Source organism: Streptococcus sanguinis SK49, assembly GCF_000212815.1.
Taxonomy (GTDB): domain Bacteria; phylum Bacillota; class Bacilli; order Lactobacillales; family Streptococcaceae; genus Streptococcus; species Streptococcus sanguinis_C.
In genome coordinates this window covers 1,419,647-1,434,326 of record NZ_GL890985.1, presented here as the reverse complement: position 1 = coordinate 1,434,326, position 14,680 = coordinate 1,419,647, and the positions used below count along the sequence as shown (strand labels likewise).

Annotated in this window: 15 protein-coding genes and 1 pseudogene; 11 read left to right on the top strand and 5 right to left on the bottom strand. The window is 41.0% G+C overall.

What is annotated here, in order from left to right; translation table 11 throughout:
- The first annotated feature begins 147 nt into the window (after positions 1-147).
- Together HMPREF9380_RS04035 and HMPREF9380_RS0111065 are read left to right on the top strand one after the other, a co-directional pair.
- On the top strand, positions 148-891 hold the full coding sequence (locus HMPREF9380_RS04035; protein WP_002933943.1) for an ABC transporter ATP-binding protein: 744 nt from the start codon (positions 148-150) through the stop codon (positions 889-891).
- Positions 881-2,518, top strand: a pseudogene (locus HMPREF9380_RS0111065) (hypothetical protein). Before HMPREF9380_RS04035 ends, HMPREF9380_RS0111065 begins: the two are co-directional and overlap by 11 nt.
- 75 nt (positions 2,519-2,593) lie before the next feature.
- On the opposite strand, the gene HMPREF9380_RS04040 reads toward HMPREF9380_RS0111065, so the two are convergent.
- Positions 2,594-3,367, bottom strand: a complete 774-nt coding sequence (locus tag HMPREF9380_RS04040) for an XRE family transcriptional regulator (protein WP_002933938.1) — start codon at positions 3,365-3,367, stop codon at positions 2,594-2,596.
- 104 nt (positions 3,368-3,471) lie between these two features.
- Complete coding sequence (locus HMPREF9380_RS04045; RefSeq protein ID WP_002933937.1) at positions 3,472-4,314, bottom strand: DegV family protein; 843 nt, start codon at positions 4,312-4,314, stop codon at positions 3,472-3,474.
- A gap of 134 nt (positions 4,315-4,448) precedes the next feature.
- On the opposite strand from HMPREF9380_RS04045, the gene HMPREF9380_RS04050 reads away from it, so the two are divergent.
- Positions 4,449-5,024, top strand: coding sequence for a TetR/AcrR family transcriptional regulator (locus tag HMPREF9380_RS04050; RefSeq protein ID WP_002895666.1), 576 nt, complete (start codon positions 4,449-4,451; stop codon positions 5,022-5,024).
- Between the two features lie 14 nt (positions 5,025-5,038).
- On the opposite strand, the gene HMPREF9380_RS04055 is transcribed toward HMPREF9380_RS04050, so the two are convergent.
- The 3 genes from HMPREF9380_RS04055 to coaA form a co-directional block, all read right to left on the bottom strand.
- A complete protein-coding gene (locus tag HMPREF9380_RS04055) occupies positions 5,039-5,560 on the bottom strand; it encodes a DNA topology modulation protein (RefSeq protein WP_002933935.1) in 522 nt (173 codons plus the stop codon).
- Between the two features lie 57 nt (positions 5,561-5,617).
- Entirely contained in the window at positions 5,618-5,854 is a 237-nt protein-coding gene (rpsT, locus tag HMPREF9380_RS04060; protein WP_002895661.1) for a 30S ribosomal protein S20, read from the bottom strand.
- Between the two features lie 70 nt (positions 5,855-5,924).
- Positions 5,925-6,845: a type I pantothenate kinase gene (coaA, locus tag HMPREF9380_RS04065; protein ID WP_002906691.1), complete on the bottom strand. Its 921-nt coding sequence runs from the start codon at positions 6,843-6,845 to the stop codon at positions 5,925-5,927.
- Between the two features lie 94 nt (positions 6,846-6,939).
- On the opposite strand from coaA, the gene HMPREF9380_RS04070 reads away from it, so the two are divergent.
- The 8 genes from HMPREF9380_RS04070 to HMPREF9380_RS04105 all read left to right on the top strand — a co-directional run bounded on the left by HMPREF9380_RS04070 (position 6,940) and on the right by HMPREF9380_RS04105 (position 14,665).
- On the top strand, positions 6,940-7,527 hold the full coding sequence (locus tag HMPREF9380_RS04070; protein WP_002933931.1) for a class I SAM-dependent methyltransferase: 588 nt from the start codon (positions 6,940-6,942) through the stop codon (positions 7,525-7,527).
- Between the two features lies 1 nt (position 7,528).
- On the top strand, positions 7,529-8,806 hold the full coding sequence (locus HMPREF9380_RS04075; RefSeq protein ID WP_002933930.1) for a pyrimidine-nucleoside phosphorylase: 1,278 nt from the start codon (positions 7,529-7,531) through the stop codon (positions 8,804-8,806).
- Between the two features lie 17 nt (positions 8,807-8,823).
- Positions 8,824-9,486, top strand: a complete 663-nt coding sequence (gene deoC / locus HMPREF9380_RS04080) for a deoxyribose-phosphate aldolase (protein WP_002933929.1) — start codon at positions 8,824-8,826, stop codon at positions 9,484-9,486.
- Entirely contained in the window at positions 9,473-9,862 is a 390-nt protein-coding gene (locus HMPREF9380_RS04085; RefSeq protein ID WP_002906685.1) for a cytidine deaminase, read from the top strand. The genes deoC and HMPREF9380_RS04085 overlap by 14 nt, the downstream gene beginning before the upstream one ends.
- A 71-nt stretch (positions 9,863-9,933) precedes the next feature.
- A complete protein-coding gene (locus HMPREF9380_RS04090) occupies positions 9,934-10,989 on the top strand; it encodes a BMP family lipoprotein (protein WP_002906684.1) in 1,056 nt (351 codons plus the stop codon).
- A 136-nt stretch (positions 10,990-11,125) separates the two neighbouring features.
- Positions 11,126-12,658: an ABC transporter ATP-binding protein gene (locus HMPREF9380_RS04095; protein WP_002933927.1), complete on the top strand. Its 1,533-nt coding sequence runs from the start codon at positions 11,126-11,128 to the stop codon at positions 12,656-12,658.
- A complete protein-coding gene (locus HMPREF9380_RS04100) occupies positions 12,651-13,706 on the top strand; it encodes an ABC transporter permease (protein ID WP_002906683.1) in 1,056 nt (351 codons plus the stop codon). The genes HMPREF9380_RS04095 and HMPREF9380_RS04100 overlap by 8 nt, the downstream gene beginning before the upstream one ends.
- A 2-nt stretch (positions 13,707-13,708) precedes the next feature.
- On the top strand, positions 13,709-14,665 hold the full coding sequence (locus tag HMPREF9380_RS04105; RefSeq protein ID WP_002933925.1) for an ABC transporter permease: 957 nt from the start codon (positions 13,709-13,711) through the stop codon (positions 14,663-14,665).
- Positions 14,666-14,680 lie beyond the last annotated feature (15 nt).

Genomic DNA, 14,680 nt, shown 5'->3' with positions numbered 1-14,680 from the left:
CGTTTGCTTTTTCACTATCATAAACACTTAGCTCTTTTATAATTTGAAAAATCTTTTTAAAATTGAAAATGAAACATTTTTAGCTGAGACAAAAAGCCGCAAAAAGAGTATACTAATCTGTATAGAAATCGGTAAAGGAGCTCTCTTATGATTGAATTTAAAGATGTCACTAAAGTTTATGAAGGAACGGTAGCTCTCAATCAGCTGAATCTGACCTTGCAGAGCGGAGAAATCGTCGGTCTGATTGGTCACAATGGCGCCGGCAAATCTACTACCATTAAGTCATTGGTCAGCGTTATTAATCCTAGCAGTGGACAGATTTTTGTTGATGGGAAAGAATTGTCCGCTAATCGCTTGGAAATCAAGAAAAAAATCGGCTATGTAGCTGACTCACCAGATCTATTTTTGCGTCTGACTGCCAATGAATTCTGGGAACTTGTAGCGACTTCTTACGATATGACAAATGCTGAAGTAGAAGAGCGATTGGGAAATCTACTCCATCTTTTCGACTTTGGCTCTCATCGGTATGAGGTCATTGATTCATTTTCTCATGGGATGCGGCAAAAAGTTTTTGTCATAGCTGCGCTTTTGTCTGACCCGGATATTTGGGTGCTGGATGAGCCGCTGACGGGTCTTGATCCGCAGGCAGCTTTTGACCTCAAGCAGATGATGCGGGAGCATGCAGATAAAGGAAATACAGTTCTCTTTTCAACCCACGTCTTGGAAGTGGCAGAGCAGCTCTGTGATAAGGTGGCCATTCTCAAAAAAGGGAAATTGATTTTCTATGGAACGATTGAAGAACTAAAAGGACAACATCCAGAACAGTCTCTTGAAACCATTTATCTTGGTCTAGCTGGCCGCAGAGAAGAGGTGAGTCCTGATGCGCATTAAAGCTATAAAAAAACTCGTTGATATCAACATCCTCTACGCTATTCAGCCGTCTCAGCTGCAGCAGTACCGCAAGATGCAAGCTAAGAATCCTGAGCGCAAGGTCAATGTATCGCTGAAGGCTATCCGCATGTATCTGATCTTAGGACTGGTCTATCTCTTTCTTTTCGGCTTGATGGGCTCCCTGAACCAACTGGTTGGCAATCCTGGTCTCTTTGCCAATTTGGTTTCTGCTTTTGCTCTCTTTTCTATGTCTCAGGGCTTTCTGGTTTTTTACAATGTCTTTTATGAAAGCAAGGACTTGCAGTCTTATCGTCCCTACGCTTTTAGCGAAGCAGAAATCATCGTCGGCAAAAGCATTTCAGTTATTCTGACCTTGCTGATTGCCATTTTGCCTATGTTCAGTTATTTCTTGGTTCTGGCTTTCCAAGGTGGTAATCCTTTCTTGGGCCTGCCCTTAGCTCTGCTTGCTATTCTGATTTTAAGTTCAGTCATCACCTTTCTGATTCTGATTGCCGTCCATTTCATTACCAAGACAGCCTTTTTCAGGAAGTACAAGACCATCCTGTCCAATGTCATTCTGGCTCTTGTTTCCGTTGGATCCTTTTTCCTCTATTTTATGATTAATCAAATGAACAGCAGAAGCGTTGTAAATCGTACAGAGGTTAAAGCTTTCTTCCCGCCAGTTCAAGCCTTTTATGATTTTATTCTTCATCCTTTTCATACAGCTTCCTTGCTGGGATTTTTGGGATGGGTGGCAGTTGCGGCTCTTCTATTTTTCATCGTAAAGACCAAGGTGATTCCAGAATTTTATGAGGCCGCTCTCATGACGGGCTCTTCAGTAGGAAAGCGGGAGCGCGTGCATGATATCAATATTACGGAAGCAAAAAATCTTAAAAAGTTTGTCTAGCGTTACAATATCCGGCTCTTGAGTGAGGGCTCTGTCATTATGCAGGCCATCTTTATGTCGGCCTTTCTCCCTTACATTGTCATTTTCAGTATGGGAATGGGGATGATACAAGGCGGCCTGTCTTTGACTTCTTATCTGGGACCGCGCTTTCTCTTGCCAATGATGGCTCTGGCTGTTTTGATTGCAACGCTAAACTCAGGCGGCAGCAACCTTACGGCTATTGGGATTTCTCTGGAAAGGGAAAATTTTGATTATCTCAAGGTTCTCCCCTTTGATTTGAAGCAGTATATTCATCTGAAGTTTTGGCAGCTCTTTGCCGTTCAGTCTATCCTGCCTCTGACCTTGCTTTTGATAACTAGCCTTGTTTCCGGTATGCATCCAGTGACTTTCTTGGGCATGGTGATTGTTTGGGCCTTGATTAGTCTAATGTGGAGTTCTTGGGGTTACTACCGAGACTATAAGCATCTCGTGACCAATTGGTCCAATGTCACAGAATTGATGAGCCGAGATAATAATATGGTGAAAACTCTCTTAGCTATCGCTCTGATTTTAGGAATGTTGATTGTCATTACTCTTCTCTTCTTTATATCCAATGTTCTTGCGCCTCTGGTAATTTATGTGATAGTCGCTCTAGTTTTAGCAGGCTTAGCTGTGTTGTCTTACATAGTCCACAAACACTACATGAAAAAGCTGAATGAAGAGCTAGCAGTATTTTATTAAACAAGCATCAGGAAGTCGAAAGACTTTCTGATTTTTTGACTGTAAAAATAACAGCTCTGTACAATTGCAGAACTGTTATTTGTTTTTCTTTATTTTTTCTACATCCAGTGGCATGAAAGTCGCCATAACTCGACCGATGAGTTTGGGCTCTTCCTCATGCGGGATAAACTTATCACTGTATTTTTTATTAAGGGAAATTAGACGAATACCGGATGGATCGTTGAAGACTCTTTTTATAATGGTTTGGCCGTCATAGTCGATAGCATAGATAGCGCCGGCAAGCTCGAAATGAGTCTGCTTGATTAGCGCTACGGAATCTCTCGGATACTTAGGCTCTAGCGAGTCAGTTCGCACCCAAAGTGCAATATCGTAGTCAATTTCTCTGTCCAGCCAGACTAAATCAGCTTGTTCAGGCTTATGCTGAGAGAGATAGTAATTCTCATAGACCAAGTAGGGGAAGTAGTCATCCTTTAAGCTGGCTTGTGTTTCTTGCTCAGTCAGGCTAGCTTCCAGTAGCTTTAATCCTTTCTCCTGTCTGTCTTGATCAAGTTGCTGATAAATATGATTTAAATCGGGAAATTGTTGAGGGATATCTGCAATTAGTCGGTAACGAGGGTCGATTTCTTCGACCTCTACCTCAAAAAATCTTGCAATTTTTTCTAGATTGGCTGCAATAGGCAGAGATGTCCCTTTGATATAGCCAGTCAGTGTACTAGCGGGAATGCCTGTTTCACGAGATAGCTCAACTTGTTTTTTACCTGTTTCCTTGAGAAGCTCTTTGAGCTTTTTAGAAATGAGAAGACTTGCTTCCTTATCTTGGGGGCTTGCGGCGCCTCTTCCTCTGGCCATAATATCAACTCCTTTACTTGATTTTATTATAGCGAATTAAATCGAAAAAGTAAAGGATTAGGTCAATTATCTTAGCCTAATCCTTTACTTTTTTAGATACCTTATTAAATTTCGTAGCCCATTAAGATTCCACCTTCCTCAGCGTAGAAACTGCAGAGACCTGAAGTCGGTACCGTTTCGATTTGAGCTTGAGGATACTTTTCTTGTACCAGTTGACTAAATTGCTGGCAGAATTTTTCGTTATTGCGGTGAGCGATGATGAGTCGGCCACCCTTGTAACCGGCTTTGAGTAGCTCTTCGATTGCAGAAGCAAGGGCCTTTTTTGGACCGCGTGCCTTTTGCAGAAGCTCTAGCGTGCCAGTCTGGCTAGCTTCACCGACCATACGTATATTAAGCAAGCCGACCACGGTTCCCAGAAGTTTACTCAGTCTACCGTTTTTGACCAAGTTATCTACCTTTGCCAAAACGAAGAGAAGCTTGGTTTTCTCCTGATAGCGACTAATGACTTCAACAACTTCATCAAAGCTGAGATCTTGCTGAATGAGTTCATTAAGCTTGGTTACAAGCAAGTCTACTTCGCCACCAGCAGAAAGACTATCAATGACATGAATCTGAGCATCAGGATGTTCTTCCAAAAAGATTTTCTTAGCAACCTGTGCACTATTATTGCTGCCAGAGAGAGTTCCAGTGATAGTCACCACAAAAATCTTGTCGACTCCCTCAAAGCTTTTGAGATAGTCATCTGGACTAGGGCAGGCTGACTTTGAAGCAGCAGTAGAAGCATACATCTTTTCCATCATCAGGTCAATATCAAGCTGCTTATCATCTATAAAAATCTCATTTTCCACTTGAATGGTCAAGGGAACACTTTCAAACTGGGTGTCTTTAGCCAAGTTTGCCATTTCACGAAAGTCACAGCCAGAGTCAGCTATAATTTTCCAAGTCATATTTTTCTCCTTTTTTGTCAAGTATGTACAATAAAAAAATTGACAAAAAACCTGTCTTTTTTTAAAATTATAACATGAAGGATGCTTACTAGAAAGCGGAAACTGTCAGCTGAGACAAGAGGGAAGAAATTGTTATGTCGGAAAAGAAAATATCGGAAAAATCACTCGCGAATTTAAAGAAATACAATCAGGAATCCAATCAAATCACGAGAGAGTCTCTGGAAATTTCTCTCATGCAGCTGCTGGAGAAGAAAGAACTCAAAAAAATTACGATTTCAGAGCTGGTTGAGCGGGCAGGGGTTTCCCGCGCTGCTTTTTACCGCAATTATAGCTCTAAAGAGCAGATTCTGGAAGAGATTTTTAAAAACACTGTTCAAGGTATTACGGATAAATTGGAAGAGTTTAACTTTAAAACTGAGATGTACCAAATTTGGCTTTTTCTTTTTAAGGAAGCCAAGAAAGAAGCTCGGGTTATCAGTCTAGCCATTGACTATAATTTTGAAAAGCTGCTGACTCAGGCCGTGTTTGACTTTTTGGAAAAGCGCAATCGCAATGCTAAGAAAACGACTAACTCTTACATGAATTCCTTCTGGAGTTCGGCAGTTGTTTCCGTTCTTTCCAAGTGGATTAAGGACGGCATGAAGGTTCCAGCTGAAAAAATAGCTTCTTTAGGTCTGCCCCTCTTTCCCCAGAAAAAGAAAATCAAATAAAAACAAGTGAGTCATTAGGGCTCGCTTGTTTTTAGGTTCTGTAAGAAGCTGGTCAGTTCTTTTTGATTTCTTAATTCGTAGAATTTCTGAGGAAAGGTTTGACGGATTCTCTTATATCTTTCCAGTGCTGTCTGACGTCGTCCTTTCCAAAGAACCCAGCAGATAAACTCCCAGTCAAACTTTTCGGGGCAGCCGGGAGCCATGCTTTCTCTGGTCCGATTTCGGTATTTTAGATAGCGTTTGAAAGCTCGATAGAGGCAGTTCCAGCGAGAGAAGTTCAGAAAGATGATTTGGTCGGCTTCTGCCATCCGACGTTCATAAAAACACCAAGAGTAGTTGCCATCAATAATCCAGTCGGTATTTTTTGACAAAAAATTATCTATCTGTTTACTCATCCAATCACGGTCGCTATCCTTCCAGCCAGGTTGGAACTGCAATGTATCCATGTGAAGTTTGGGAATGGAGTAGTGGTTGGACAGTTGTGCTGCTAGAGTGGATTTGCCAGAACCGGAATAACCAATAATTGCTATTTTCATCCCTACCTCCTTTGTGTGAGAAACAAAAAAAGCTCCTGAGAGCTCCCTTTGTATGCATTATTTAGCAAGTTTAGCTGAAAGGCGTGCTTTATCGCGGCTTGCTTTGTTTTTGTGGATCAAACCTTTTGTTTCTGCTTTATCGATAGCTGAGCTAGCAGCACGGAAAAGTTCTTCAGATGGGTTTGCTTCAAATGCTTTGATTGCAGTACGCATAGCTGACTTTTGAGCTGAGTTTTTTTCGTTATGTTTCACGTTCAATTCAGCGCGTTTGATAGCTGATTTAATGTTTGCCAAGTTGTTTCACCTCCATTGAAAATACTAACTATCTAATTATATATGAAAAGTTAGGATTTGACAAGCTTTTTTATTTTTTTAAGTAAATTTCATCAATTTCATGATTTCCAGCTTTGTGCAGAATAATTTCTGCCCGATTGCGGGTTGGCTCAATGTAGTCTAGCAGGTTGACAAGGTTAATGCTTTTCCAGACATTATGGGCGAAAGCCACCACTTCCTCTTCTGATTGCGTGGTGAAGCGGTGGTAGTAGTTTTTGGGGTCGTTTTCAGCCAGCGTCAGCATTTTTTTAAAGCGATCCAGATACCAGTTTTCAATATTTTCGACTTCTGCATCGACATAGATAGAAAAGTCAAAAAAGTCTGTCATATAGAGGCGCTCGTTCTGTGGATTCTGGAAAACATTGATCCCTTCGACGATAACAAAGTCAGCAGCTTTTACCTCTTGCATTTCTTGAGGAACGATATCGTATGTCTCATGCGAGTAGACAGGAATTTGGAAATCCTGACCGTTTTTTATGCTATCTAGAAAGGAAAGAAGCAACTCCATATTATAGCTTTCTGGGAAACCCTTGCGGTTTAAAATGCCGTTAGCTTCTAAAATTTGATTAGGAAACAAAAAACCATCTGTGGTAACTAGCTCGACTGTCGCATTTGAAAAAGTCCGAGAAAGCAGAATCTGCAGCAACCGGCTGGTGGTGGATTTCCCAACGGCCACACTGCCAGAAACTCCGATGATAAAGGGCTGTTTCCGGCTCTCTTTTTGTAGAAAAATCCCCTTGGAAAAAGCCAAGTCTTCCTTAGAACGTTTATAAATCTGAATGAGATTGGTCAAGGGTAAATAAATGTCCGTCACGTCCTGCAGGCTAATCTTGTCATTGAAACTCTTGATAGAGTTAAGCTCGGCCTGGGTCAGAGGCGGAGTTGTTTTACGATGCAGATTTTGCCATGTATGGCGGCTGATTTTTTCAAAATGAAGAAATTCGTTAGTCATAAGTTACTCCTGTATGATGGACTTTAGTATAACATACTTTTTGGAGAAATGAAAACGATTTACAAATCTAGGAAAATTATGATAAAATGGTTGTATGACTAAAATGTATTTTGCAGAAAATCCTGACGCCAAACATGATATTCATGAATTAAATGTAGAACTGTTAGGACAGCGGCTGACTTTTTTGACTGATGCTGGTGTTTTCAGTAAAAAAATGATTGATTATGGCAGTCGGGTTCTTTTGTCTGTCTTGGACTTTGAAGCTGGAGAACGGGTGCTGGATGTTGGCTGTGGCTATGGGCCTCTAGGTTTGACCTTAGCCAAAGCGCAAGGAGTGACTGCGACCATGGTGGATATCAACCAGCGAGCCTTGGACTTGGCTCAGAAGAATGCTGAGAGAAACCAGATTTCAGCTGAGATCTTCCAGTCAAATGTTTATGAAAAAGTCAACGGCATTTTCGACCATATTATCAGTAATCCACCTATCCGTGCTGGTAAGCAGGTTGTACATGAGGTTATCAGCGGAAGCTATGAGCATTTGACAGAAGGCGGTGATTTGACCCTTGTGATTCAGAAGAAGCAAGGAGCACCCAGCGCCAAGTCGAAGATGGAAGCTATCTTCGGTAATTGTGAGATTGTTAAGAAGGACAAAGGCTACTATATACTAAGGAGCGAAAAATAGGATGCGTGCTGTAGATATTATCCAAAAGAAGAGAGACGGTCTGGAACTGACCAGTCAGGAAATCCAGTGGCTGATTGAGGGTTATGTGGACGGGACGGTGCCTGATTATCAGATGGCAGCCTTTGCGATGGCTGTCTATTTTAAGGGCATGACGACTCGGGAAATTTCGGATTTAACCATGACCATGGTTGGAACTGGAGAGCAGTTTGACTTGTCAGAAATCGCGGGAATAAAAGTAGATAAACATTCTACTGGCGGTGTTGGTGATAAAGTAACTCTGGTCTTGGTACCATTGGTAGCTAGTTTCGGTGTGCCTGTTGCTAAAATGAGCGGCCGCGGGCTGGGCCATACTGGAGGAACCATTGATAAATTGGAATCCATTAAAGGATTTCAGGTAGAGCGCAGTCAGGAAGACTTTATCAAGCAGGTGCAGGAAATCGGTTTGTCCGTTATCGGTCAGTCTGATCAGTTGGTGCTAGCGGATAAATTACTCTATGCCCTGCGAGATGTAACAGCAACTGTTGATACAATTCCGCTGATAGCGAGCTCTGTTATGAGTAAGAAAATTGCTGCTGGTGCAGACAGTATACTTCTGGATGTGACTGTTGGTGAAGGCGCCTTTATGAAAAATATTGATGACGCTCGTGTACTAGCACGCACTATGGTAGATTTGGGCAAGGCAGTTGGTAGAAAAACGGTAGCTGTTTTGACAGATATGAGTCAGCCTCTGGGAACCAGCATTGGCAATCGTCTGGAAATCTTAGAAGCTTTGGATATCTTGCAGGGCAGGGGTCGTGAAGACATCACAACTTTCATTTGTGAGTTGGCTCAGATTATGCTCGGACTGGCAGACGTTGAGAAAACGGTGGAAGAAGTAAGAGAACAGTTGACTAATGGCGCTGCTTTGAAGAAATTTGAAGCTATGATTGCTGCTCAAGGTGGTGACTTGGAAGACCTCTATCGTCCATCAAGTGCAGCTCATATTGTAGATGTGAAAGCAGAACAGGCAGGCTATATCACTGAACTGCCTGCTATGGAGTTTGGACTCTTTGCCATGAGACTTGGAGCAGGACGCGCAGTTAAATCTGACGACTTAGATTATGAAACAGGAATTGTTTTCGAAAAGAAAGTCGGAGACAAGGTTGAAATTGGAGAAGTTTTCGCAAAAATTTATTCAAATGAAAAAATTTCTCAAGAACTAGTTACAGATTTTCAAAAAAATGTTAAAATAGGTGATGAAAGCGTTGCAGTAAGCGAAATTATCGAGGTTATTGCTTAATTCTAGGAGAAGTCAACATGAAATTAAACAAATACATAGACCATACGCTTTTAAAACCAGAAGCGTCAGAAGAGCAGATTCTGAAGTTAATTGAAGAAGCAAAAGTTTATGATTTTGCCAGTATCTGTGTTAATCCAACCTGGATAGAGTTTGCTGCGGAGCAGCTGAAAGGCTCAGATGTCAAGGTTTGTGTGCCAATTGGTTTTCCTTTAGGAGCCAACACTTCCGATGTAAAGGCCTTTGAAACGAAAGACGCCATCCAAAAGGGTGCTGGCGAAGTGGATATGGTCATCAATGTCGGTGCTCTGAAGTCTAAAGATTATGATTTGGTAGAGCGAGACATCCGTGCGGTTGTAGAAGCTGCTAACGGTACCTTGGTCAAGGTGATTCTGGAAACTTGCCTGCTGACAGATGAGGAGAAGGCTAAGGCCTGCCAACTGGCTCAGAAAGCTGGAGCTGATTTTGTTAAGACCTCTACAGGATTTTCAACTGGCGGTGCGACAGTCGAAGATGTCGCCCTCATGAGAAAAACAGTTGGTCCTGACATGGGCGTCAAGGCTTCTGGCGGTGCTCGTTCTTATGAAGATGCGCTAGCCTTTATTGAAGCAGGTGCGACTCGTATCGGAACTTCAGCCGGTGTGGCGATTATGAAGGGAGAAGAAACTAGTGGCGACTACTGAGTTGATTGACTTGGCTGTCCAAGCAAGCAAAAATGCTTATGTTCCCTATTCTCATTTCCCTATTGGAGCGGTTTTAGTCGCTAAAGACGGACGGGTATTTACCGGCGTTAATGTTGAAAATGCCAGTTTTGGTCTGACCAACTGCGGAGAGCGGACAGCTATATTTAAGGCGGTTTCAGAAGGAGCTTTAGACTTCGAGGAGCTGATTGTCTATGGTGAGACGGAAAAACCCATATCGCCCTGTGGTGCCTGCCGCCAAGTAATGGCAGAATTTTTTGCTGAGGATCTAAAAGTGACCTTGGTCGCTAAAGATAAATCGACGGTCGTGATGACGGTCAAGGAATTACTTCCATATTCTTTTACAGATTTAACATAAGTCTGTTATCGGTCATCTGACCAAACTCAAACTTGCAACTGTGTTGCACATCTTATTTAGGAGGTTCAGAAATGAACAAAAAACAATGGCTAGGTCTTGGTCTAGTAACTGTCGCAGCATTCGGACTTGCTGCATGTGGAAACCGTGCTTCTCGCTCAGATTCTTCAAACGCGAAAACTGATTTGAAAGCTGCTATCGTAACTGATACTGGCGGTGTTGATGATAAGTCATTTAACCAGTCTGCATGGGAAGGCTTGCAAGCTTGGGGTAAAGAAAACGGTCTTTCTAAAGATAACGGCTTTACTTACTACCAGTCTACAAGTGAAGCGGATTTTGCGAATAACTTCAGTCAAGCAGCTACAAATGGCTATAAATTAGTTTATGGCGTTGGTTATAAATTAGCACCTGCTGTTACAGCTGCTGCTGATGAAAATGCTGATATTAATTATGTTATTATTGATTCTGTTATCAAAGACAAGAAGAATGTAGCATCTGCTGTTTTTGCTGATAATGAAGCTGCTTATCTTGCAGGTGTTGCTGCTGCAAAAACTACGAAGACTAACAAAGTTGGTTTTATTGGAGGGGCACGTGGCGAGGTTATCACTCGTTTTGAAAAAGGCTTTGAAGCAGGAGTGAAGTCTGTTAACAAAGATATTTCAGTTGATATTCAATATGCCGAAGACTTTAATAATCCTGAAAAAGGAAGAACTATTGCTGCAACCCAATATGCCGCAGGAGCTGATGTAGTTTATCAAGCTGCAGGTGGTACTGGAGCAGGTGTCTTTAAAGAAGCAAAAGACTTGAATGAGAAGAAAAATGAAGATGAAAAAGTTTGGGTAATCGGTGTCGATCGTGATCAAGCTGAAGAAGGTAAATACAAGTCTAAAGATGGCAAGGAATCTAACTTTGTACTTGCTTCCAGCTTAAAACAAGTTGGCAAAACTGTTCAAGAGATTGCTACTCAAACAGCTGATGGTAAATTCCCGGGTGGGAAAGTAATTACATTTGGTTTGAAAGATGGTGGAGTTGAATTGACAACTTCTAACCTATCTGAAGATGCTAAAAAAGCTGTAGAAGATGCTAAGAAACAGATTATTGATGGTAGTGTAAAAGCACCTGAAAAATAATAAAGATCCAGAAGCGACCCAACCTTCTTGGGTTGCTTTTTTAGGGTATTGAGACATTTTGTCTCAATAGAACCTACTAACTTGATTAGTAGGCTCTACTGAAATAAAATATAATTTTCTAGAAAGGAATACTCTAATGGCACATGAAAATGTCATTGAGATGCGTGAGATAACCAAAGTTTTTGGTGAATTTGTCGCAAATGACAAAATCAACCTACAACTGCGTAAAGGTGAGATTCATGCACTTCTTGGTGAAAATGGAGCTGGGAAATCTACCTTGATGAATATGTTGGCTGGTCTTTTAGAGCCAACTAGTGGAGAAATTTTTGTCAACGGAAAATTGGAAAAATTGGATTCTCCTTCTAGGGCTGCAGCTCTCGGAATAGGAATGGTTCATCAGCACTTTATGTTGGTTGAAGCATTTACTGTTGTTGAAAACATTATTCTTGGTAGCGAAATAACAAATAAAGGTGTATTAGATTTGAAAAAAGCTAATGCAGATATCCTTGAATTATCAGAACGCTATGGCTTAGCTGTTGACCCAACAGCTAAGGTTGAAGATATTTCTGTTGGTGCCCAACAACGTGTAGAAATCCTGAAGACCCTCTATCGTGGTGCCGAAATTTTGATCTTTGATGAGCCAACGGCAGTATTGACCCCTGCTGAAATTTTGGAATTAATGGATATTATGAAAACTCTTGTTAAAGAAGGGAAATCTATTATCCTGATTACTCATAAACTAGATGAAATTCGAGCAGTAGCGGATCGTGTCACAGTTATTCGCCGTGGAAAATCAATTGAAACTGTTAGCATTGAGGGCGTTTCAAATAAAGATTTGGCTGAAATGATGGTTGGACGTTCGGTTTCTTTTGTTACTGAAAAGGAAGAAGCTAAACCGAAAGACGTTGTACTTCAAATTTCTGATTTGATAGTGAATGAGAATCGTGGTGTACCAGCTGTTAAAGAGCTTTCTCTTGATGTTCATGCAGGTGAAATCGTAGGAGTTGCTGGGATTGACGGTAACGGTCAGAGTGAGTTGATTCAGGCTATTACAGGACTTCGAAAAGTAAAATCAGGAAGTATTAAAATCAAAGGAAGGGAAGTTGTAGGACTTTCTCCACGAAAGATTACAGAAATGCAAGTAAGTCATGTACCTGAGGATCGTCATCGTGATGGTTTGGTACTTGAAATGATGCTTTCTGAAAATATTGCTCTCCAGACTTACTATAAAGAACCGCTCAGTAACAAAGGTGTTTTGAATTATAATCAAATTAATTCATATGCCCGTAAATTGATGGAAGAATTTGACGTTAGAGCAGCTAGTGAACTTGTTCCAGCAGGTGCTTTGTCAGGGGGAAATCAACAAAAAGCTATTATTGCTCGAGAAGTTGATCGTAATCCAGATCTATTAATTGTCAGTCAACCTACTCGCGGATTGGATGTTGGTGCGATTGAGTATATTCATAAGCGCTTAATTTCTGAACGTGATAAAGGGAAAGCCGTTCTTGTTGTCAGCTTTGAATTAGATGAAATTCTTAATTTATCAGACCGTATTGCTGTTATTCATGATGGAAAGATTCAAGGAATTGTAAAGCCATCTGAAACTAATAAGCAAGAACTTGGTATTCTCATGGCTGGTGGAAAAATCAAGGAGGGTTCTAATGGATAAAAAAACACAGCAAATTGCTATTCCTTTTATTTCAGTTCTTTTAGGAATCTTACTTGGCGCCATCATCATGTGGATTTTTGGTTATGATGCCTTGTGGGGTTATGAAGAGTTGTTCAAAACAGCTTTTGGTTCCATTAAAAATATTGGAGAAATTTTCCGAACCATGGGACCTCTAATTTTGATTGCTCTTGGGTTTGCAGTGGCTAGTCGTGCTGGTTTTTTCAATGTTGGTTTACCTGGTCAAGCTTTGGCAGGTTGGATTGCAGCTGTTTGGTTTGCCCTATCTTTTCCAACCATTCCTCGTTTTGCAATGTTACCGCTGACTGTCCTTGTAGCAGCAGTTGCCGGTGGTTTAATCGGTTTAATTCCGGGTTTGTTAAGAGCATTTTTAGGTACAAGCGAAGTTATTGTTACCATTATGATGAACTATATTGTTCTTTTTGCTGGAAATGAAATTATTCGGAATTTTCCTAAAAAACTAATGGTTGATTCCGAATCGAGTATTCCTGTTTCGGCAAACGCTAGCTATCGTCTAGACTTTCTTACAGAGCTTACTAAGTCACGTATGAATATTGGAATTTTCATTGCTTTGATTGCTGTTGCTGTAATTTGGTTTATCATAAAGAAAACCACACTTGGATTTGAAATTCGCTCAGTAGGTCTCAATCCAAATGCTTCAGATTATGCAGGGATGTCGGCGAAACGTACTATTATTCTTTCAATGGTGATTTCTGGAGCTCTTTGTGGTATTGGAGGAGCAGTTGAGGGTATAGGTACTTTCCAGAACGTTTATGTTCAAGCAGGATCTCTGGCTGTTGGATTTAATGGTATGGCAGTTGCTCTTCTTGCTAGCAACTCTCCTATCGGAATCATTTTTGCTGCGTTTCTACTTGGGACATTGCAAACTGGTGCGCCTGGTATGACAACGGCTACTATTCCTCCAGAACTTGTCAATATTGTAACAGCTTCCATTATCTTCTTTGTAAGTGCTCACTACATTATTGAAAAATATATCAAACCTAAAAAACGAATGAAAGGAGTAGAGTAAAGATGAATATTGTTGCTATTCTAACAATACTTGTATCAAATATGCTGGTCTATGCCGCTCCTCTCATTTTCACCAGTATTGGAGGTGCTTACTCTGAGCATGCTGGTGTTGTTAATGTTGGCTTGGAAGGCATCATGGTCATGGGAGCTTTTACAGGAGTTGTTTTTAACCTGACTTTCGCTGAAAGCTTAGGAGGAATGACTATTTGGCTTTCTCTTCTCGCAGGTGGTTTAGTTGGTCTCATTTTTTCTGCGATTCATGCAGTAGCAACCATTAATTTTCGTGCTGATCATGTTGTCAGCGGTACTGTACTGAACTTGCTGGCGCCAGCTTTAGCTGTCTTTCTTGTCAAGGCTATTTATGGAAAAGGACAAACTAATAATATTGATTTATCTTTTGGTAAATTTGATTTTCCGATTTTGTCTAACATTCCTGTTTTTGGAGATATTTTCTTTAAGAATACTAGCTTGATGGGTTACATAGCTGTTGGATTCTCATTTTTAGCTTGGTTCATCATGTTTAAGACGAAATTTGGGCTTCGCTTACGCTCAGTAGGTGAACATCCTCAAGCTGCTGATACATTAGGGATTAACGTTTATCTCATGCGTTACTACGGAGTGTTGATTTCAGGATTTTTGGGAGGAGTAGGTGGAGCTTTATATGCTCAATCTGCTTCGGTTAATTTCTCTGCTACGACGATTGTCGGCCCTGGATTTATCGCTTTAGCTGCTATGATTTTTGGTAAATGGAATCCAATAGGTGCTATGCTTTCAAGTCTTTTCTTTGGACTTTCCCAAGCCCTAGCTGTTGTTTCTACTCAGATTCCTTTCCTTGCTCATATACCTGCGGTTTATCTTCGTATCGCGCCTTATGCGTTGACAATCATTGTTTTAGCCGCTTTCTTTGGTAAATCAGTTGCTCCAAAAGCGGATGGTATCAACTATATCAAGTCTAAATAAACCTTTACACCAGTT